Source organism: Pseudomonas sp. K5002 (assembly GCF_013386655.1).
GTDB lineage: Bacteria > Pseudomonadota > Gammaproteobacteria > Pseudomonadales > Pseudomonadaceae > Aquipseudomonas.
In genome coordinates, this window is the sequence record NZ_JACARK010000089.1 from 13686 (window position 1) to 34839 (window position 21154).

15 protein-coding genes are annotated in these 21154 nt (G+C 52.0%); all 15 read left to right on the forward strand.

The features are described from left to right. Positions 1–213: 213 nt before the first annotated feature. The 15 genes from HX846_RS05540 (at position 214) to HX846_RS05610 (ending at position 20993) form a co-directional block, all read left to right on the forward strand. Positions 214–1584: a Wzz/FepE/Etk N-terminal domain-containing protein gene (locus HX846_RS05540; RefSeq protein WP_178965095.1), complete on the forward strand. Its 1371-nt coding sequence runs from the start codon at positions 214–216 to the stop codon at positions 1582–1584. 786 nt (positions 1585–2370) lie between these two features. Next, the gene (gene wecB / locus HX846_RS05545) at positions 2371–3501 is read left to right on the forward strand and encodes a non-hydrolyzing UDP-N-acetylglucosamine 2-epimerase (protein ID WP_008437695.1); all 1131 of its coding nucleotides are present in this window, start codon (positions 2371–2373) and stop codon (positions 3499–3501) included. A gap of 9 nt (positions 3502–3510) precedes the next feature. Further along, on the forward strand, positions 3511–4776 hold the full coding sequence (wecC, locus tag HX846_RS05550; RefSeq protein ID WP_102368425.1) for a UDP-N-acetyl-D-mannosamine dehydrogenase: 1266 nt from the start codon (positions 3511–3513) through the stop codon (positions 4774–4776). Continuing rightward, positions 4773–6221 (forward strand): mannose-1-phosphate guanylyltransferase/mannose-6-phosphate isomerase, encoded by a 1449-nt coding sequence (locus HX846_RS05555; protein ID WP_008437697.1) that lies wholly within the window; start codon positions 4773–4775, stop codon positions 6219–6221. The genes wecC and HX846_RS05555 overlap by 4 nt, the downstream gene beginning before the upstream one ends. Before the next feature lie 26 nt (positions 6222–6247). Continuing rightward, on the forward strand, positions 6248–7285 hold the full coding sequence (gene gmd, locus HX846_RS05560) for a GDP-mannose 4,6-dehydratase (RefSeq protein WP_008437698.1): 1038 nt from the start codon (positions 6248–6250) through the stop codon (positions 7283–7285). Beyond that, a complete protein-coding gene (locus HX846_RS05565) occupies positions 7269–8183 on the forward strand; it encodes a GDP-mannose 4,6-dehydratase (protein WP_008437699.1) in 915 nt (304 codons plus the stop codon). The genes gmd and HX846_RS05565 overlap by 17 nt, the downstream gene beginning before the upstream one ends. Before the next feature lie 81 nt (positions 8184–8264). After that, positions 8265–9245 carry a glycosyltransferase gene (locus tag HX846_RS39470; protein WP_238544257.1) on the forward strand — a complete coding sequence of 327 codons (981 nt, stop codon included), beginning with the start codon at positions 8265–8267 and terminating at the stop codon, positions 9243–9245. A 47-nt stretch (positions 9246–9292) separates the two neighbouring features. Beyond that, the gene (locus tag HX846_RS05575) at positions 9293–10540 is read left to right on the forward strand and encodes a lipopolysaccharide biosynthesis protein (RefSeq protein WP_008437701.1); all 1248 of its coding nucleotides are present in this window, start codon (positions 9293–9295) and stop codon (positions 10538–10540) included. Between the two features lie 8 nt (positions 10541–10548). Beyond that, positions 10549–11868 (forward strand): oligosaccharide repeat unit polymerase, encoded by a 1320-nt coding sequence (locus HX846_RS05580; protein WP_238544258.1) that lies wholly within the window; start codon positions 10549–10551, stop codon positions 11866–11868. A gap of 22 nt (positions 11869–11890) precedes the next feature. Beyond that, positions 11891–13807: an asparagine synthase (glutamine-hydrolyzing) gene (gene asnB, locus HX846_RS05585; protein WP_256739777.1), complete on the forward strand. Its 1917-nt coding sequence runs from the start codon at positions 11891–11893 to the stop codon at positions 13805–13807. A gap of 99 nt (positions 13808–13906) precedes the next feature. Further along, positions 13907–16051 carry a bi-domain-containing oxidoreductase gene (locus tag HX846_RS05590; protein ID WP_087693683.1) on the forward strand — a complete coding sequence of 715 codons (2145 nt, stop codon included), beginning with the start codon at positions 13907–13909 and terminating at the stop codon, positions 16049–16051. Between the two features lie 281 nt (positions 16052–16332). Beyond that, positions 16333–17877 (forward strand): heparinase II/III-family protein, encoded by a 1545-nt coding sequence (locus HX846_RS05595; RefSeq protein WP_256739778.1) that lies wholly within the window; start codon positions 16333–16335, stop codon positions 17875–17877. 2 nt (positions 17878–17879) lie between these two features. Further along, positions 17880–19097 (forward strand): glycosyltransferase family 4 protein, encoded by a 1218-nt coding sequence (locus tag HX846_RS05600; RefSeq protein ID WP_087693685.1) that lies wholly within the window; start codon positions 17880–17882, stop codon positions 19095–19097. After that, positions 19094–19690: a sugar transferase gene (locus tag HX846_RS05605; RefSeq protein ID WP_032899673.1), complete on the forward strand. Its 597-nt coding sequence runs from the start codon at positions 19094–19096 to the stop codon at positions 19688–19690. The genes HX846_RS05600 and HX846_RS05605 overlap by 4 nt, the downstream gene beginning before the upstream one ends. A 124-nt stretch (positions 19691–19814) precedes the next feature. Further along, positions 19815–20993, forward strand: coding sequence for a DegT/DnrJ/EryC1/StrS aminotransferase family protein (locus tag HX846_RS05610; protein WP_177008085.1), 1179 nt, complete (start codon positions 19815–19817; stop codon positions 20991–20993). Positions 20994–21154: the final 161 nt, after the last annotated feature.

Here is a 21154-nt window from a genome sequence, read left to right on the forward strand (position 1 = left end):
CCCCTATCTGTGTAGGAAGACTCCTACAGATATGTCAAGACTTGTAATATGTCAGTGAGATGGCAAAATGGAATCTGTTCTCGATAACAGGCATTTTGTGCGCTAAAGTCCGGCAGCGACGCTGGGTTTTTTCGGCCATATAACTAAAATAAAAATACACAATCTTGTCTGCATAACGAGCCCGCAGTTTCTCTTTGAAGGCAGGTTTTTGTTGTGAGTAGTAGCTTCCGTGCTCCCCCGGTTCGATCGTCCGACGAAATTGATTTTGTAAGACTTTTCGCGTCTGTCTGGCAACAAAAAAAACTTCTGCTTTTCGTCACTCTCGGGGCGGGATTGATTGCGGCGTCCTACGCATTTTTAGCTGCCCCTGTATATAAGGTCAGCACGGTTTTGCGGCCTGCGGCGATTAATGATTTGGATGCGCTAAATCGATCAGAGATATATCAGCTTCCTCCGGCTGACGCGCTCCTCAAAGTGGGCGCAGCGCTCGACTCTTATGATACGCGCCTGAGCTATTTCAAGAAAAACCAGAAGCTTTTCGAGAAATTTGTTCGTCCTGGGCAGACTCTGGAGCAGAGTTTTCAGGAGTTCAATCATGACTCTATTCGTTTGATTCTTCCTGATGAAGATAAGAAAAACTCGCTGAGTTCTTACATCAAGCTCGAGATGATGTATCCGAAAGGCGTCGACGGCGTCTCTATTCTTAATGGCTTTGTCGACTACGCTATCGAAAGTGAGCGCGAACGCGTCACGGCTGATTTGAATGTGATCGTTAAAAACCGTTTGAGGGAGCTTAAAGGCAAGCTCGATTCGGCTCGCTCAAACTACGATATTGAAAAAGAAGCCAAAATAGCGTCATTGCGAGAAGCTGACTCGTTGAAACGCGCGCAATTGCAGGATGAGTTGAAGGCGCTGCGTTCTCAGTTGAAAACCTTGCGTAGCGACCGTATTGCTCAGCTGAATGAGGCTATAGGGATTGCCCGTTCCCTGGGCATTCAAAAGCCGGCTACGCCTTCTTCACTTGGTGAATCGGCCGTGACGAACGCTGGTAGCGTGATGCGTACGGAGGTGAACAACCAGCAGATCCCACTTTATTTTATGGGGGTAGATGCGCTTAAGGCTGAGCTTGCTGCATTGCAGTCACGCAAGTCGGATGATTTTACCGAGTCGCGCATCGCTCAAATCGCCAAGGAACTTCAGTTGCTCGCATCCAACCGAGAGATTGAGGTCCTGGATGCTCGAAAAAATGAAGATATCTTTCTTGCGGGCGTTCAACCGTTGAGAACAGAAATTTTCCGTTTGAGTAGCCTGAATATCGACCTGGCGAAGCTGCGGCTGGTGAGTATTGACCAGCAGGCCCTTGAGCCGTTGGTTCCGTCGAGTCCGAATCGTCCATTGATCATTTTTCTTGGCCTGCTCCTGGGGGCGATTGTCGCGATTGGTATTGCGTTGGTCAGGCAGGGGTTACGTGCTGTTCGCGACAATGCAGAACGCGATGGGCACGAGCCGGCAGGCTCACTTCTCCATTCGGTCGCTCAGTTGGATCGGCAACAAGAGCCTGGCAATAAGTTAAACCGAAAATAACTCCAAGGCCGTGAAGCTTTTGGCTTCACGCGTTTTCCCCTCGGGGCCGTATTTCTTGCTTTCATACGGAACCTGCATTACGTGCTTGCGCAACTGTGAACCGCCGAGGGGCATTCCTGGGTGGTTTCTCGGCTATCAAAAGTTACTAAGACTTTGCGTCGAGTCTTCATGGCGTTTCGGCATTTGATCTTTGTTTACTTGTGCGGGCGTCAAGCGTCCTGCACAGGTTTGTATTGTTGGTTTAATAGTTGATGGTGCACCGCCTAATACGGTTTGATGTGGATTTTTATGTGCGGTCTCCAGGTTAATGGCTTATGGCTAGTATTGGTTCGGAATTTGATAAGGGCGTCCCGTTCGGCCAGGTCGGTCGTGCAGAGTGCGCTGGCGATTAGCAACGAGCTGCATGGCACAGTCGGGCGTGGGCCCAATTGCGATCTCGGATAAGTCGGGTTCCTGTGGGGCAATAACCAAAAGCCCAATTTCAATGAGAGGTTGCGACGCACCATTGCGGTGAAGCGACTCACCGCAATGGTGCGGTAAAACGTTGTCCTGTCCTGAACTGAGTGGGGGATGATGGGGTCTCATGGGGCGTGTGGTTGAGCCAGCCAGGCGTTATGTTGGCACGCTTGTTGATGATATGCTGCGCTGCAAAGCAGAGGCGGTTGCAGTTGGAGCGGCGAAAACTCGCTTGCGCGTAATCGGTAGGTCAGGCAGGGGCATGGCAGCGTTGCTGGTTTCCAGACTGATTCTCTGACTAAATAATGATATGGAATCGTTGGTAATCTAATGACTTTAAAGATCTTGAGTGTTTTCGGTACGCGACCGGAAGCTATAAAAATGGCTCCATTAGCTTTAGCGTTGAATGCAGATGAGCGTTTTGAGGCCAAAATCTGCGTCACGGGTCAACACCGTGAAATGCTGGATCAAGTGTTAGAGTTATTTAAACTTGAACCTGACTTTGATCTTAATATCATGAAGTCGGGTCAAGACCTTACCGACGTGACAACTGGTATTCTTCAGGGAATGAAAGAGGTCTTCCGGACTTATCGGCCGGATATTGTCTTGGTGCATGGTGATACCGCTACGACCTTTGCAACTACATTGGCGGCGTACTATCAGCAAATTCCTGTGGCTCATATCGAAGCTGGGCTTCGCACTGGAAATTTATATTCTCCCTGGCCGGAAGAGGCCAATCGAAAGTTGACGGGAGCACTCGCGCTTCTTCACTTCGCTCCTACTGAACGATCGCAACAGAATTTACTGCGTGAAGGGGTGTCACCTGACGCGATTCATGTGACTGGGAATACTGTAATCGACGCTCTGCTTGAGGTCGTACAGAAGCTCGAAACCAATGACCAGTTAAAACAGAAGTTCTCCGAGCAGTTCGCATTTTTACCTGCTCAACGCCGCGTCATCCTTGTGACAGGGCATCGGCGTGAAAGCTTCGGCGATGGATTCGAAAGGATCTGCAGTTCGTTGGCTTCGATTGCCCATGAGTTTGATGATGTGGAGATCGTGTACCCCGTTCATTTGAATCCAAATGTCCGTGAACCGGTCAACCGTTTGTTGGCTGGTATAAAAAATATTCACCTCATCGAACCATTGGATTATCTACCTTTTGTCTATTTGATGAATCGGTCGTACTTGATTCTGACGGACTCCGGTGGTGTGCAGGAAGAGGCACCTTCTTTGGGCAAGCCCGTGCTGGTCATGCGGGACACTACCGAGCGGCCTGAGGCGATTGAGGCGGGTACCGTCAGATTGGTCGGTACAGAGAAGGACAAGATAGTTCACCACTTGCGTGAGCTTTTACTTGATCAAAAGGCTTACGAGGAGATGAGCGTTGCTCATAATCCTTATGGTGACGGTCACGCCTGCATGCGTATTGTTAATGCTCTAGCCACTTTCAAAAATTAAGGTTTGGTCATGGATTTTTCCACTATTTCTGTAATTGGTTTGGGCTATATCGGTTTGCCAACCGCAGCCGTTTTTGCTGCGCGAAAGTTAAAGGTCATTGGTGTCGACGTTAATCAAAAGGCCGTCGATACGATCAACGGCGGACAGATTCATATCGTTGAGCCTGATTTGGACATAGTCGTGCACGCGGCCGTGACCGAGGGGTATCTGCGCGCCAGTACACGACCTGAGCCGGCGGACGCCTTCTTGATTGCGGTGCCCACTCCTTTCAAGGATGGTCATGCTCCGGACCTTTCTTACATTGAGTCCGCAAGCAAATCCATTGCGCCAGTATTGAAAAAGGGTGATCTGGTCATCCTCGAGTCCACTTCTCCCGTGGGTGCGACTGAAAAGATGTCGGCATGGCTGGCTGAAGCACGCCCTGACCTGACGTTCCCGCAGACCCATGGCGAGGCGTCGGACATTCGCGTGGCTCACTGCCCTGAGCGCGTGCTTCCCGGTCACGTGTTGCGCGAGTTGGTACAGAATGATCGCGTCATCGGCGGGATGACCCCCAAGTGCTCAGAAGCCGCCACACGTCTGTATAAATTGTTTGTAGAGGGCGAGTGCATTATCACCAACGCCCGAACAGCAGAAATGTGCAAGTTGACCGAGAACAGCTTTCGCGATGTGAATATTGCCTTTGCGAACGAATTGTCGATGATATGCGATAAGTTCGATGTCGATGTATGGGAGCTTATCAAGCTCGCCAACCGGCACCCTCGCGTCAATATCCTCCAACCAGGACCTGGCGTGGGTGGGCATTGCATCGCCGTCGACCCTTGGTTCATCGTGAGTCAGGCTGAAGGCCAGGCGAAACTGATCCAAACTGCACGCGAAGTCAATGACTCAAAACCGTCGTGGGTTATGGAGAAAGTTGATGCTGCTGTGGCCGATCATCTGTCGAGTCACCCCGGGAAGTCGGAAAAAGACATTGTTATCGCGTGCTTCGGCCTGGCATTCAAACCTGATATTGACGACCTGCGGGAAAGTCCATCTCTGGAAATTACGAAAAATATCTCAAGCCGGCACGCCGGGAAGGTTATTGTCGTAGAACCTAATATTGATTCTCTGCCTGCGACGTTGCCGAACGCTGAGTTGTGCACAATAGAAGAAGCGTTTGAGCGCGCGGATGTCTTGTTGTTACTGGTGGATCACAAGCCATTCAAAAGTGTTCCTTCTTCACTTCTCGAGGGTCGCCGGATTGTTGATACCCGGGGAATCTGGCTTGTATGAAAATTCTTCCGGTTATTATGTCTGGAGGCTCGGGAACGAGACTCTGGCCGCTTAGCAGAACTCTTTACCCGAAGCAGTTTCTGGCAATTTCGGGGCGGGAGACGTTGTTTCAGCAGGCGATTGCCCGACTGTTGAAGATTGACGGTCAAGGCTCGGATTTATTGGCTCCATGCATCGTTGCCAACGATGAGCATCGTTTCCTGTGTCTCGACCAGATCCGGGAAATGAACGTTTCTAAAGCTGTTGTCATTCTTGAACCGGTAGGACGCAATACGGCCCCTGCGCTTACGTTGGCGGCGCTTTATGCGCGCGATGAGGTGGGAGAGGAGATTGACCCGGTTCTGGTCGTTGTCCCGGCCGACCAGATGATTCTCGATATTCAAGCTTTTACTGACACGGTCAGTAAAGCGGTCGATGTTGCGAAAGACGGCAGCATTGTGATCTTGGGAATTACGCCTGATCGCCCTGAGACGGGTTATGGTTATATCCACTCGGCAGATCCCTCTACCGTCAAGAGGGTGGATGCGTTTGTTGAAAAGCCTGAGCGGACAACCGCAGAAAAATACCTGGAAGATGGAAGCTATTTCTGGAATAGCGGTATTTTTGTGCTGCGCGCGTCAGTCTGGTTGAAAGCACTGGGCGCGTTCAGAAGTGACATCTTCGATGCCACTGAGGCCGCGTGGAAGGGCCGAGTTGAAGATAATGGGTTTATTCGACCACAACTTGACGCGTTTTCCCTGATACCGCCTGAGTCGATTGACTATGCCGTGATCGAGCATTGCGCGAAAACGCCTTCAGCTGGCCTGACGTTGAAAATGCTCACGATGGATGCCGGTTGGTCTGACCTTGGAGCATGGGATGCTGTTTGGCGTTCGAGTGAAAAGGACGAAAAACAAAACGCTACCCATGGCGACGTAATAATAGACTCCAGCTCCAATACATTGGTTTACGCCTCTCACCGTTTGGTAACGGCCGTGGGGCTTGAAAATATTGTTATCGTCGAGACGCCTGATGCCGTATTGGTTGCGGATAAAGATCGTAGCCAGGGTGTGAAGGCTATTGTCGAAGCGTTGAATATCAAGGCCAGGCCAGAATCAAAGCTTCATCGTCGTGTTCATCGCCCATGGGGCTGGTACGACAGCATAGATTCGGGCTCGCGCTTTCAGGTGAAGCGGATATTGGTGAAGCCGAAAGCAACCTTGAGTTTGCAGAAGCATTACCATCGGGCGGAGCATTGGATTGTTGTGTCTGGCACCGCTGAAGTCACCTGTGAAGATCGTGTTTTTCAGCTGAACGAAAACCAGAGTACTTATATCCCTATTGGCCATGTTCATCGCCTTTCCAATCCTGGCACCATTCCTCTTGAGATCATAGAGGTGCAGTCGGGAACGTACTTGGGTGAGGATGATATTGTTCGATTTGACGATACCTATGGACGTGTTTAAGGCTTAAATTTTTAGGAGTTGTACAGATGCAGAAGCATGCGCTGGTTACTGGTGTTACAGGTCAGGATGGGGCTTACCTTGTCGAACTGCTGCTGTCCAAGGGTTATAAGGTCTATGGCGCCTATCGCCGCACAAGTTCTGTAAGTTTCTGGCGATTAGAGGAACTTGGTGTTTTTGGGCATGATGATCTTCATCTTGTCGAATTTGATTTGACTGATCTCTCCGGAACTATTCGTTTAATTCAGAATTGCGCCCCGGACGAGGTTTATAACCTGGCGGCTCAAAGCTTCGTAGGCGTTTCCTTCGATCAGCCAATTACAACCGCGCAGATTACCGGAGTCGGTGCGCTTAATTTGCTCGAAGCGATCCGAATAGTAAATCCGAAGATTCGTTTCTATCAAGCTTCGACATCTGAAATGTTCGGGCTGGTACAGGCTGTTCCTCAATCTGAAAGCACGCCTTTCTACCCACGCAGCCCTTACGGTGTTGCGAAGTTGTTTGCGCATTGGACAACCATCAACTATCGCGAATCATATGATATTTTTGCCACCAGCGGCATTCTGTTCAATCATGAGTCTCCGCTGCGAGGAAAAGAGTTTGTTACTCGTAAAATTACCGATGCTGTCGCCAGTATCGAAATGGGCGAGCAGCAAGTGCTGGAACTCGGAAACATGGATGCCAAGCGCGACTGGGGTTTCGCTAAAGAGTATGTAGATGGCATGCACCGGATGTTGCAGATCGACACACCGGAAACATTTGTGCTTGCTACCAACCGCACTGAAACCGTTCGTGATTTTGTTGCCATGAGCTTCAAGGCCGTAGGGGTTGATATCGATTGGTCTGGAAGTGGCGAGAACGAATTCGGCGTTGACCGTCGTACCGGCATCACCCGGGTAAAAGTTAACCCACGCTTCTATCGACCCGCGGAAGTCGAGTTGTTGATTGGCGACGCTTCGTTTGCAAAAGAGCGGTTAGGCTGGAAACCAGAAACGACGCTGGAGCAACTGTGCCAGCTGATGGTTGAAGCTGACTTGAGAAGGGTTCGCAATGGCACTTCAAAGTAAAGATCGGACAGTACTGATTACAGGGCTCTCGGGTTTTACTGGAAAGCATTTGGCGCAAAGCCTCACCAAGGCCGGCTGGCGGGTTGCCGGCCTTGGTGGGGAGCGCCTGGCCTGTGAGTTTGACCACTTGGATGCGGACCTGAATGACACGGCGCGACTCAGTGGTTGGATAAAGCAGGTTCAGCCCACCCATGTTATTCACTTGGCCGCGCTGGCGCATGTCACCAGCAGCGATGCCTTGTCATATTACCGAGTCAATGTATTGGGTACAGAAAGCCTTCTTAATGCGATTAAGGAGGCTGAGGTGGTCGTTGAAAAAATCATCATTGCGAGCAGTGCAAACATTTACGGGAACGCTATTTCATCGCCCATTTCAGAAAGCAGTGAACCGCAGCCCGTTAATCATTACGCACTGAGCAAGCTGACGATGGAGGCCCTCGTTCGCAAGTGGTTCTCTCGTATGCCTATATTGGTGGTACGGCCATTCAATTACACTGGACCCGGCCAGTCGGAGTCATTCGTTTTCTCCAAGATCGTGGGCGCATTTGCCCGTGGAGAAAAGGAACTCAGATTGGGCAATCTGGATGTATCCCGCGACTTGTCTGATGTCGGTTTTGTGGTGGAGGCCTATTCAAGGCTGTTGACGTCCAATCAACGTGGTGAGTTTATAAATATCTGCTCGGGGCGCAGCATTTCCTTACTGAGCGTGATTGATGAAATGGAACAGATTGCAGGTTATCGGCCAACGATAACAGTTGATCCTGCCTTTGTCAGGGAAGATGAAGTTAAAGAGCTTTATGGTAGTCCGGCCAAGCTCTTTGATGTGGTAGGCGAAATTAATGTGCCTAGTTTGCACGATACATTGTTGTCAATGTATCAGCAGAAGGCACGTGTTTAATACGGTTGGCAAGTAACGGGTTGGTGCACTGTGCGTATATGTTTTTTTGCTAATATGTCCGCTCACGCTAATTGGCGCGAGATGTTTGATAAAGTTGAGTTTTATCGGGTTGATATTCGAATTCTCAAGGAGCTCGGACACGAAGTCGTTCTGTCTGGGACGCCGGGCACTCTAGATTGGAAGGCTGATCTCTATTTTTGCTGGTGGTGGGGGCATTCACCATTTCCGTTGCTCGCCGGAAAGCTACGTCGTCGTCCGGTGATCGTAACTGGCGCTTTTGACTACTCCACCTGCCGGAAGGAAATTCCGGGTCTTTGCTATCTGGATCGCCCGTTATGGCAGAAGGCGGTACTGCGCACCTCGTTGTTATTAGCCGATCGAAACTTGTTTATCTCACGCTCTGAATGTGAAGAGGTTACATCTAACCTGCCGGTTAGGAACCCGGTGTACGCGACGCTGGCGATTGATACGGATTACTATTCTCCTGGCGAGCTTTCAGCGGTCGAATCGGATTATTTTTTTACAGTGACCTGGACAAGTCGTACAAACGCCATTCGTAAGGGACTCATTCCGACGATAGAAGCGTTCGCAAAAGTTTCGTCTCATTCAAGTCATCTTCGACTTGTCGTTGCTGGTAAGCACGGCGATTACCTGCAGGAACTAAAAGATTTGGCGCAGCGCCTGGGTGTAGCAGACAAGGTGGAGTTTGTCGGGATGATTTCCGATGAGGAGAAATTGCATCATTACAGGAATTGCCTAGCTTATGTTCAACCGACACTCTATGAAGGTTTTGGACATGCGATCGGCGAAGCGCTGGCGTGTGGCGCGCGGGTAATCACCTCGCCACGGGGCGCGGTGCCGGAAGTCGCAGGCGACTTCGCTTACTGGGTTCAGCCAGATAGCCAGGAGGAAATTGCAGCGGCCATGGCGGCAGTTGTGGCGACACCGGTTTGTGCTGAAGACGCCAAAGCCAGGCATCAGTGGATTTCCTCGAATTATTCCATCGCGGCCCGTCGTGTGGCGCTTAAGAGTGTTCTGGATTCCTTATCACCGGTGAAATAAATGAGAGCGTCGTTGAGAATATTTATAAAGGTTGATGGCGGTACCGTGTGTTGAATCGTCTGATCGGCATGTTTGAGAACTCAAAGCTTTTGCAGCTTATTGTTATTACGGCCTGTATTCAGGGTGGCGTAATAATAAGTCAGTTTTTAATCACGCCTTGGGTTGATCCTTCAGTGGTCGGTACGGTGCGCTCGCTGGAAACAATTATCGCACTGGTGGTACTTGCGGGCAGTTTGGGCATGCAGAGTATCGCTATCCGCGACACCGCGGCGAGCAATGGTGTTTTTCACCAAAGTGAAGTGCTTCGCCAGGTTTTTTTGTTAGTTGCGATGGCTTCAGGTGTAGTGATCTCAGGGGTATATATAGCGCATGAGTTTTTATTCACTTCAGTGATCAGTTCATATGTTTTTAATGCCTGTGGCCTGGTCCTGCTAACTAATCTGCTTCGTGTGACTACGGGATTTGCCCAAGGTGCGAAGGCAATGCGCGAAATCTATTTCGTGCTGATGCTGGTTACGTCCATTGGCGTTATTATGCATGTTGTATTGACGAAACTGTTTGGCATCAAAGGGTGGATGGTCGCTCGTTACATTGGAGAGTTTTCCTGTCTTGCTGCGATATGGTGGAAGCTACGAGCTCATATTGTGCTGGCGTTGGATTTTCGTTGTGTGAATCGCAGCGCATTGGTGGCTAGCGCCAAGTCCGGGGCGATTAACAATGCAGGTCTATTTGTTCGTTTGTTAGTGGACAGTTTGCCTGTTTTGATGTTGACCGCCTATCATGTAAAAGCTGATGAAATTGGATTTTTTGGTATTGCCATATTGAGTCTCATACTTGGTTTACTTCCGTTGGCAATAATTGCGCAAAGGGCGTTGCCGGACTTGGTAGAAGTAATCAATAATAAAAGTGAGCTCCGCGACAGGTATCACGCACTTTCCAAAAGCATGTTGAAGATTTCGTCTACGGTTGCACTGTTGCTAATTTCAGTCTCTACAGTGTGGGCGTTGTTTGTTGGTGGTGCTTATAAGCAGACCGCGATCTATGTAATTGTGCTGGCATTGACCCTGCCCTTGAAGGCCGTTGCACTTACGAGCGGTACGCTACTGGTCGCGTTGCGTATTTTTGGTTTGAGCCTCAAAACCAATATCGTCGAAGGCTTGTTTGTTTTTTTGATTCTATACGTAGGTATCCCCATTTTGGGTGCTTGGTCTGGAGTTCTGGGATATTTCGTTGGTGCTGCGTTATCCTCAGTACTTCTCCTGGTTGCGGTGAGAGCCCGCCTCGCTGAATTATGATCCAAGAGGTGAAAACGTTGGAAAATAAATATACAGAGCAAGAGGGCTTGTTACCCAAACCAGGGAAAGGGGTTTTCGATTGTTTTAGTTTTGGTTTTTTCTTTCTGGTTATATGGTTCGCAGGTGTCATCGTCCCTCTGTATCCCTTTATCATGGGGTTTGACGGGTTTACTCAATATTGGGAGTATCCTTTTTTCGATAAGGACAGCTCTATAGGTTATGCAGTTTTACTGTATGCCGGGACGTTGATTTTCGTTTTGATGGGGTGCTGGCTGGGGCGAAAAACTTATCTTAGTTTTCCCGGTAGAACTCGCAACATCGTAAGCTCAAGGATTTTTTTTCAAAGGGCAGTTATATTTACCTTGGTGGCGTTGCTAGGATTTTTAACTATTCTTTTTATTCTGGGGGGGATATCCGGTTTGCTTCAGGGCGCCAGTGATCGGATAAGGGCGTTTGCAGGGTTAAACGGCCTGTTTCTTCTGGAAAACCTGATGCTTTCTGTCTCGCTTGCCTGGTTCATACGTTTGACGCGTAGTGGAAAAAAATCACGTGCCGAGCGTTTTTGTTTCTGGCTGTACTTTTTGGGCGGGTTATTTATTTGTGCGCTTCAAGGGCAGAAGTCAACAATCTTCATTATCATATTGTCGTTGATTATAGTCCGGCACTATCGTGTCAAGCGTGTCAACCTCGTAAAAGGTGCTGTGCTCGGCGCAGTAATGTTTGTTTCTCTGATGGCTTACCACTTGTTTAAGCAAGAGTATCTCGCAACAGGTAAGTTTTATTTTGTCGACGAAAATCAAGGTGTCTTTTTATCGTTTGTTCATTTTTTAGCGATACAGTTCACGGGTAATTTGATGCAGTTGCAAACAATGACCGTGCTCATAGACGCTATGCCACAGAAGCTAGAGTGGCAAAACGGTTCAATGCTGCTGATGGTCGTATTGATCTTGTTACCTTCGGGGCTTTTTCCTGACAAGCCGCTCACCACTGCCGGCGTATTTACAAGTGCTTTTTGGCCAGATAAATGGCTCACGGAAGGAACGACATTGCCGCCGGGTATATTTGGCGAGATTTATATGAATTTTGGCACCTTAGGCGTATTGTTCGGCGGCTTTTTTATCGGGCTTATAGGTGGGCGGCTTTATGGCGCAGTCGTCTATAACCCTAAAAGTGATAGAGCATTGGGTATCTATGCATTGGCAGTCGCATCCATGCTTCATTTTTTTCGTGGGGAACTGGCTTCGGTCGTTCTTCTCATGGCGTCTATATCGCTTCCTTTTTTATTCTTGAGCTCAAAGCGCGAAGAGCCAGTCAATAACCCAATCTAGAGAAACTGATATGTGCGGAATTTTGGGCTACATTCACAACGGAACGCGGGAATCTATTGACTTCTCTTCAGCGCTTTCGTTTATTCGACGTCGTGGGCCTGATGATCAAGGCGTCTGGGCCGATACCGACGTTGGTGTATGGTTGGGCCAGGTGCGCCTTTCCATTCTCGATACCACTTCCGCCGGTCACCAACCCATGGTCTCTGCCGATGGGCGAGTGGTCATGGTGTTTAACGGTGAAATCTATAACTTTCGGGAGTTAAGGGCTCATCTCGAAGCGGCGGGTGATCATTTTTCCAGCCAGTCCGACTCCGAAGTATTGCTCGCACTGTTCTGTCGTTATGGGATTGAGTGTTTAAACCGCTTGAACGGGATTTTCGCGGTCGTATTCTGGGAACGCGACACTGAAACGCTTTGGGTGGCTCGAGATCAGATGGGCGTCAAACCCCTCTATATCCATTCCAGTGATGGTTGTTTTGCATTTTCAAGTGAAATGAAGGGCTTGATCCGAGGCGGCTTCAGTAAAACTGAAATCGACCCGCAAGCCGTACTCGCGCACCTTGGTTTTCTCTGGTCGCCGGGTGATCGGACGATCGTGCGGGATATCAAAAAGGTTTTACCTGGCCAAGCGTTATGCGTCCGTAATGGGCATATCGAGAAGAGCTGGTTTTACTACGAACTGCCGATTTCCGAGAAACCCCTGACGAAAACGGTTGCTGATGTCGCTGTTGATGTCGCCGATGCCGTCAGGACTGCCGTCCAGCGTCAGTTGGTGTCTGACGTACCCTTGGGTTCATTCTTGTCAGGCGGCTTGGACTCCAGTGCCATCGTCGCGTTTGCAGCGCAGGAAATGCGCGATAAGGGGCGGTTGCAGTGCTTCAGTATCCGTGTAGACAACGGCTCCACTGCGAACGAGGGGTTCGCCGATGACCTTCCGTACGCACAGCGCGTTGCCAAGCATCTGGATGTCGACCTGCATGTCGTAGGCGTCGGCGATGAGATGATGGATCGTCTGCCTGAAATGGTTTATCTGCTCGATGAACCTACGCCGGATCCGGCGGCGCTGAATGCGTTGTTCATCTCGGAACTGGCAAGCCAGAACGGCATCAAGGTTCTGCTGTCGGGTGCCGGGGGAGATGATATTTTCACGGGCTATCGTCGTCATTTCGCGTTGGCGCAAGAGCGTTGGTGGGGCGGAATGCCTCGACCGCTGCGTTCGGTTTTGGCCAGCAGTTCAAACCTGCTTCCTGCATCCTCTCCGCTGTCTCGTCGTCTCGGGAAGGCTTTTCGCTATGCGGACTTGCCTGCTGATGATCGCTTGATCAGTTATTTCCTCTGGCTTGAACCTGAACAGGCGTATGGCCTGTTGGCGCCAGACTTGCGACGCCAGCTGGCGGCCGATGATCTGTTTGCGCCGATGCGAGAAACACTTTCGCGGCTGCCTTCGGATGCCACGCCCCTTGATAAAATGCTCACCCTGGAGTGCAAGCATTTTCTCACCGATCACAATCTCAACTACACCGATAAGATGGGTATGGCGACGGGCGTTGAAGTGCGTGTGCCGCTGCTGGATCTTGACCTGGTCCGCCTGGCTGGCTCACTGCCATCGGATATCAAGCAAAAAGGCCGGGAAGGGAAATGGATTTTCAAGAAGGCCATGGAACCCTATCTGCCTCACGACGTCATCTACCGGCCCAAGACGGGCTTCGGTGTACCGCTTCGCAACTGGTTGCAAGGACGCCTGAAGCCTTTGGTCGATGAGGTGCTTTCTCCTGCATCCCTGCTGAAAAGGGGGATATTCGATCCCAAAGCGGTGGCGCATCTGGTCGAAGCAGATCGTTCAGGCCGGATAGACGCTGCTTATACGTTGTTTGGCATCGTTTGCATGGAACTCTGGTGCAAACAGTATCTGGACGGCGATTTCGCCCTCGACGGTTGAGTGGGCGGCGACGCCACGGCCTTATCCGATGGTAGGATACATAGCTCTATACAAGTTTCTCAGTGATGAGTGAATTTTTAACTTTATTGGTGTGAATGCATGAAGCAGGTTGTTCAGAACATGGCTAGCGGTGAGACGTCATTGGTTAATGCACCCGCTCCCGCCGTTCGTAGTGGCACGCTAAAGATCCATACAACCAATACGCTGATTTCTGCCGGCACGGAACGCATGCTGGTAGGGTTTGGCCGTGCCAACTGGTTGGAAAAAGCTCGCCAGCAACCTGACAAGGTCCGCATGGTTCTGCAAAAGGTTCAGACCGATGGCTTGGCGACAACGGTGGAAGCCGTTCGCTCGAAGCTTGCGCAGCCGTTGCCGCTTGGATACTGCAACGTGGGTGTTGTGGGGGCCGTGGGCAATGATGTGTCCGGGTTCAAGCCGGGCGACCGTGTGGTTTCCAATGGTCCTCATGCCGATATCGTTGTTATTCCCAAGAATCTGTGTGCCTTGATTCCGGACTCGGTCAGCGACGAAGCCGCTTCGTTTACCGTGCTTGCCAGCATCGGCTTGCAGGGCATTCGTCTGGCTCAGCCGACATTGGGGGAAACCTTTGTAGTCACCGGCGTAGGCCTGATCGGACTGATGACGGTCCAGCTCCTGCGGGCTCAAGGCTGCCGGGTACTTGCCGTTGACTTCGATGAGCAAAAGCTGGCATTGGCTCGCAGTTATGGCGCCGAAACCTGCAACCCCGGCAAGGGCGAAGATGTTGTTTCGGCGGGAATGACATTCAGCCGCGGAAGAGGGGTGGATGGCGTCATCATTACGGCGTCGACCAAGTCGTCCGACCCGGTCACCCAGGCGGCACACATGTGCCGTAAGCGTGGGCGCATTGTTCTGGTAGGGGTAACCGGGCTTGAGTTGAGTCGAGCCGACTTCTATGAGAAGGAACTGACATTCCAGGTTTCATGTTCTTACGGGCCCGGGCGCTACGATCCGAGTTACGAAGATCAAGGCAACGACTTCCCGATAGGTTTCGTTCGCTGGACTGAGCAGCGCAACTTCGAAGCCGTCCTGGACATGCTCGCCAGCGGCCAATTGGAGGTCAACTCGTTGATCTCCCATCGGGTTGCATTCGAAGACGCCGCGGATGCCTATCAGACGCTTACGACGGATAATTCGGCGCTGGGCATCATTCTTCAGTACACCTCGGAAGAGACCGAGCGAAACATCAAGGAAGTGGTGCTGGCACCTGGTGCGGTAGCCAGTTTCGACCCGGTCAAACCCGTGGTGGGCTTCATCGGTGCAGGAAACTATGCATCAAGAATGCTGATACCGGCATTCAAGGCCGCAGGGGCTCAGTTCCATACGATTGTGACTGCCGGTGGCATCAACGGTGTAATACACGGCAGCAAGGCCGGATTTGCACAAGCCTCGACTGATATCAGTGCGATGCTTGGCGAGAGCACGATCAACACTGTTGCAATTGTCACCCGGCACGACAGCCATGCCCGTTTTGTCGCGCAAGCGCTGGAGGCGGGTAAACATGTGTTCGTCGAAAAGCCATTGGCAATTGAAGCCCAGGATCTGGCAAAGGTTGAAGAGGCCTATCGAAAGGCTGTCGAACAAGGGCTCAAGCCACATTTGATGGTGGGGTTCAATCGACGCTTTTCGCCGCAGGTGCAAAAGATGAAGGCGTTGCTCTCGGCTGTAAAAGAGCCCAAGTCTTTCATCATGACGATGAATGCCGGAGCGATTCCCGCAAATCACTGGACCCAGGACCCGTCAGTCGGCGGTGGGCGCATTATTGGCGAAGCGTGTCATTTCATCGACCTGATGCGTTTTCTCGCGGGCAGCAAAATTGTTTCGATCCAGGCCCGCAGAATGGGCGATACGCCTGCTGTTGCCATTACGGAAGATAAAGCGGCGATCACCCTGGGGTTTGAGGATGGCTCTTTCGGCACCATCCTCTATCTGGCCAATGGCGCTTCAAGCTTTCCAAAAGAGCGAGTTGAAGTTTTCGCTGCCGGACGCGTCCTGCAACTGGATAACTTCCGCAAGTTGAAGGGTTTCGGCTGGCCGGGCTTCAGCAAGCTGAATCTCTGGAAACAGAACAAGGGGCAAAGCGAGTGCGCTGCAGCTTTCCTGGCAGCGGTGCAAAACGGGGCGGTCACGCCGATCACTTCCGATGAGATTTTCGAAGTGGCGCGCGTGAGCATTGAAGTTGCCCGGATTCTGCGCGAGCAATGAGCCTTCTTCTTGTTAAAGCCAAAACTGCGATAGCTCTCGGTTTTGGCAATCTGGCGCGTGCATTGACGTATCGGCTCGGGGTCAAGACTGGCTTGAACCCGGTCCGACGCCTTCGGGCTGAAATTCCTCAAGGCCCGTTTTTTGCGGAAAGTGCGAGGCAGGCCGGCTCGTTGCCATGTGCGTCCCAATGGGATTCCCAGGTCCGGTATTTCGGGTTCTGGGAGTGCCCGGTATCGGACGCACCCCCTGACTGGCATTTGAATCCGCTGAATGGAGTTCGAGTGCCTGATCCCGGCCGGGAATGGTGGCGGATTCCTGATTTTGATGCCGCTGTCGGTGATATCAAGAATATCTGGGAAGCTTCGCGATTTGACTGGACGTTGGTCTTTGCCCAGAAGTCCTGTGTTCGCGGGTCTTCAGGGACGGCGCAGTTAAACGGTTGGTTGACGGATTGGTGTGTCAACAATCCTCCCTATTGCGGTCCGAACTGGAAGTGCGGTCAGGAGGCGTCCATTCGTGTCCTGCACCTGGCGATGAGTTCGGTCATTGTCGAACAGTTTGCCAACCCGTTGCCGGGGCTTGTGGATCTGGTCCGACTGCACCTCAAGCGTATCGAGCCGACGCTGAGCTATGCGATGGCTCAGGACAATAACCACGGGACTTCCGAGGCGGCTGCACTTTTTGTCGGCGGCAGTTGGTTGACCTCAAGCGGTTGCCCCGAGGGCGAACGCTGGCAGCGATTGGGGCGCAAATGGCTCGAAAACCGGGCCGCTCGGCTGATCGAGCAAGATGGCAGTTTCAGCCAGTACTCCGTCAATTATCATCGGGTGATGCTCGACACATTTTCCATGGTTGAAATCTGGAGAAACAAGCTGGGGCTCCCGGCGTTCTCCGCCACGTTCCAACTCAGGGCTCGCACAGCCGCGCATTGGTTATTTTCGTTGGTCGACGAGCACACTGGAGATGCTCCGAACATTGGCGCAAATGATGGTGCCCGGCTGCTGCCACTGACGGATACGGACTATCGCGACTTCAGGCCTTCGGTCCAGTTGTCCATGGCGTTGTTTGCCGGAAAGAGAGCCTATGAGGCGGCAGGTGAATGGGATTTGCCACTGCAATGGCTGCTGCTGCCCGGCCCATCGGCGGTAGCGGAGCGTCCAGGTAGCCAGCTGTTTGATCAGGGTGGTTATGCATTGTTGCGGCGTGAACAAACCTTCGCTGTATTGCGCTACCCGCGCTTCCGGTTTCGCCCCAGCCAGGCCGATGCCCTGCATGTGGATCTATGGCGTGCAGGCATTAACCTGCTCCGGGATGCAGGTACCTTCAGCTACAACACCTCTGCCCAGTGGCTGAGTTATTTTCCGGGTACCGCCAGCCACAACACCCTTCAATTTGATGGGCGAGACCAGATGCCGAGGCTCAGCCGGTTTCTGTTCGGGGAGTGGTTGCGTACGCGCCAGGTCGAAAGCCTGGTTGAGCAGGCTGGAACAAGCGCCTGCGGCGCCACGTATATCGACGGTAACGGCGTCCGTCATAAGCGGCATGTGAGCCTGAGCGACACCGGCATGCTGGTCAGAGATGAATTTAGCGGATTCAAGGATCGTGCAGTTCTACGCTGGCGTTTGCAGCCGGGGGACTGGCGGCTTGAGGGCGACGTCCTGACCAACGGCTCCCATCGATTGTCGGTTGCAGGCAGCATGCCTATCGTGCGACGAGCGCTCGTCCAGGGTTGGGAGTCTCGTTACTACTTACAAAAAACTGAAGTGCCGGTGCTTGAGGTTGAGGTGACTTCGGCGGGCGTTTTGACTACGGAGTATCACTGGTAGACATGAAAGTCCTTTATTTTCATCAGCATTTTTCTACTCCGAAAGGAACAATCGGAATCCGGTCCTATGAGATGGCCCGTCGTCTGGTTGCGAGAGGGCACCAGGTAACCATGGTCTGTGGCAGCTATGGTGGCGGCGAAACGGGGCTGGAGAGCCCTTTCGTTGGTGGAAAACGCAAAGGTACCGTCGACGGTATCGAGATCATCGAATTTGACCTGGCGTACTCCAACAGCGATGGCCTGTTCGTTCGAGCGCTCAGCTTTTTAAAGTTTGCAGTGCGCAGTATCGGGATTGCGCTAACCGAGCGCTACGATCTGGTTTTCGCGACCACCACGCCATTGACAGCCGGTATCCCCGGGATATTCGCCCGGTGGTTTCGTAATAAGCCGTTTGTATTTGAGGTCCGGGATCTCTGGCCCGAACTGCCGAAAGCGATGGGCGTCATTCGTAATCCATTGATCCTTGCCGCCATGTCTTTTCTTGAGTGGGCGAGTTATCGCTCGGCTCACCGACTCATCGGGTTGTCGCCAGGTATTGTGGATGGCATTGCGCACCGCGGTGTGGCGCGTGACCGAATCGAAATGATCCCAAACGGTTGTGACCTTGATATTTTCAACACGCCTGCTGAGCCATGGTTGCCGGCAGGAGTGGATAAAAGCCATCTGGTAGCGGTCTTCGCGGGTACTCATGGAGTGGCCAACAAGCTGGACGCGGTGCTCGATGCGGCTCGAGAGCTTAAACTGCGAAAGCGCGATGATATCCGGCTGGTTTTGATCGGGCAGGGCAAGCTCAAGCCCGCGCTTCAGAAGCGTGCAGCGGAAGAACAGCTGGACAATGTGATATTTCATGCCCCGGTGAACAAGGCCCGGTTGTCCGGTTTGATGGCCAGCGCGGACCTGGGGCTGCAGATATTGGCAAACGTACCGGCCTTTTACTACGGAACGTCGCCTAACAAGTTTTTCGACTATATCGCGTCAGGGTTGCCTGTTTTAAATAACTACCCGGGCTGGCTCGCCGAGATGATTTCCACCGAGAACTGCGGTTTTGTCGTACCTGCAGATGATGCTGCGCTTTTCGCAGATGCTTTGATACAGGCGGCAGATGACCGTGACGAGCTGCGGGCGAAGGGCGCACGAGGCAGAGAATTGGCGGTCAGAGAGTTTGACCGGCGTAAATTGGCTGACCGGTTTGTAGATTGGCTGGAGGGTGGTGTTAGATGATCAAGCGTGGATTTGATTTATTTGCGTCGTTGCTTGGACTAATTCTGCTTTCGCCGGTCATAGCAATTATTGCCTGGAACATTCGCAAGAAGTTGGGCTCTCCCGTCTTGTTTCGCCAGGTACGACCAGGTCGGAACGGCAAGCCTTTCGAAATGATCAAGTTCCGTACGATGCGAGATGCTCATGATGCAAATGGTGAGCCTTTACCGGACTCCCAGCGCATGACAGCCTTTGGCAGCTTTCTGCGCTCCAGTAGCCTGGATGAATTGCCTGAATTGTGGAATGTGGTCAAGGGCGATATGAGCCTGGTAGGTCCACGACCGTTACTGATGGAATACTTGCCTCTCTACAGCGTCGAGCAATATCGTCGTCATGAGGTTCGCCCTGGCGTCAGCGGTTGGGCGCAGATCAACGGTCGGAACGCAATTGAATGGGAAGAAAAGTTCAAGCTGGATACCTGGTACGTCGACAATCAGTCTTTTTGGCTGGATATGAAGGTGATTTTCCTGACAATCAAGAAAGTTCTGGTGCGTGACGGTATCAGTGCCGAAGGCGAAGCTACCGCGCCGAAGTTCACAGGTTCCAAGCCATGAGCCGCGTTGCCTGGACGGTTCTTGAAATATAGGCGCCTCGCGAACAGCGGATTGAGCGAATTGCAACGGGGCTCGTAGTGACGAGTCTTTCATATTTTCGAATGAAAACTGACGGGTACTGGTTGTGTTGAATTCACCATTTTCTCCTTGGCCTTCTTTTACTGAAGAGGAAGCTGACGCCGTACGTGATGTGATTCTGTCCAATAAGGTCAACTACTGGACCGGTACACAGGGGCGTGAGTTTGAGAAGGAGTTCGCTGCATGGGCGGGCACCGAATACGCCATCGGCCTGGCCAACGGAACGGTTGCCCTGGACCTTGCCTTGAAGGCGTTGGGTATCGGTGCTGGCGATGAAGTGATTGTCACCTCACGCACGTTTCTTGCTTCCGTCTCGAGCATTGTGAATGCCGGGGCTGTTCCGGTTTTCGCCGATGTGGATCGCGATTCGCAAAACTTCAGCGCGCAGACTATCCGCGCTGTACTGACTCCTCGCACCCGGGCCGTAATCTGTGTGCATTTGGCTGGCTGGCCTTGCGATATGGATCCGATCATGGCCCTGGCCGAGGAATTCGACCTTAAAGTGATCGAAGATTGTGCCCAGGCCCATGGCGCCCGTTACAAGGGGCGCCCGGTGGGGTCAATTGGCCATATCTCTGCCTGGTCCTTTTGTCAGGACAAGATCATGACCACAGGTGGCGAGGGCGGAATGGTCACAACCAACGATCGTAAGTTGTGGTCGGACATGTGGTCGTTCAAGGATCATGGCAAAAGCTGGGAAGCTGTCTACGAACGTAACCATCCTCCTGGTTTTCGCTGGTTGCATGAAAGCTTCGGTACGAACTGGAGAATGCTCGAGGTTCAGGCCGTCATCGGTCGGATTCAGCTCAAGCGCATGACCGATTGGCAGGCCAGCCGGCTGGCGAATGCCGGGCAGATATGGGAGTGCGCCAGCCAACTCAAAGGCTTGCGTGTGCCAATCATGCCTGAGGGCAGTGTTCACGCGGCGTATAAGTGCTACGTGTTTGTCGAGCCTCAGGCTCTCAAGGCCGGATGGGATCGTGATCGTATTCTGGCGGAGATTTCGGCACGAGACGTTCCGGTATTTTCCGGTTCCTGCTCCGAGGTCTATCTGGAGAAGGCGTTTGACAATACTGGCTGGCGTCCGGCGAGCCGGTTGCCGGTAGCACGGGAGCTCGGCGAGACAAGTGTAATGTTTCTCGTGCACCCGACGTTGACGCAGCATGAGATCGACAAGACATGCTCGGTGCTCAAGACCGTTATGCAGTTGGCTACCGAAGAGTAATCAGTTAGACAGTCAGGAATGCCCGTCTTTGTTTGCAACGCAGAAGGATTTGAGCTGCGGGCCAGTCAAATGGAATTTTCCATCATCATGGTATGAAGTCCCTTGGAATCATCCATGGTGGTGGCGGATGTACTTTAGGAGTAACAGAGGTGTTTCAAGGC